General features: G+C 76.9%; 1 pseudogene. It reads left to right on the plus strand.

The features are described from left to right. A pseudogene (locus KS423_RS43830) lies at positions 1 to 819 on the plus strand (hypothetical protein); the annotation flags it as partial.

Consider the following 819-nt stretch of genomic DNA (forward strand, 5'->3'; position numbering starts at 1 on the left):
CGCCGTCGCCAAGGCCGACCGCCGCGCCGCCGAGGCCGCCTACACGGCCCGCCAGGCGCTGGTGGCCGGGCAGCGGGACGGGCTGGCGGAGCAGGCCGCCGCCGTCGAGCAGACGGCGGCCGAGGAGCCGGATGCCGAGGTGGCGGCCGAGGCCGTGGCAGGGACCGCCGTCGAGCCCGATGGTGAGGCAGGCGATGAGGCCGGTGCCGAGGAGTCGGCCGACCGGGCTGACGCCGAGGCGGCTGCCCTGCAGGCGCTGGCCGGTGGGCAGCGCGACGGGCTTGTCGAGGAGGCCCTGGTCCCGGTGACGGCTCCGGCGGAGGAGACCGACGAGGCTGCTGCGGCCGCCGAGGCAGAGGTCGAGACCAAGGCTGAGACCGGGGCGGTGTCGGACGCGGGTGCCGCTGACGGCGAGCCGGCGGTGGCGCAGGCCGAGGGAGAGACCCCGGCTGCTGCGGTCTCCCTCCCGGCGCCCTCCCCGGCTGCCGACGACCTGGTGGCCGCTGCGACCGCCGCTCTGGCCGAGGCCGAGGCGGAGGCGGAGACTGCGGACGAGACGGCGGCGATGGAGCCGGAGGCCGCCCCGGTCGCGGTCGTGGAGCCGATGGTCGAGGCCGACGAGCCTGCGGCCGAGGTTGCTGAGCTTGCTGTCGAGGTCGAGGCCGAGCCGGTGGCTGAGGTCGAGCCTGAGGCCGTCGTGGCGGAGCCCGCTGTCGAGGAGCCTGCGGCTGAGGTTGACGAGCCTGCCGTCGAGGCGGAGGTGGCTGAGGCCGAGGTGGTCGAGGTCGCTGCCGAGGTCGAGCCCGAGACCGTCGCGGA

Source organism: Streptomyces sp. LS1784 (assembly GCF_020103755.1).
GTDB lineage: Bacteria > Actinomycetota > Actinomycetes > Streptomycetales > Streptomycetaceae > Kitasatospora.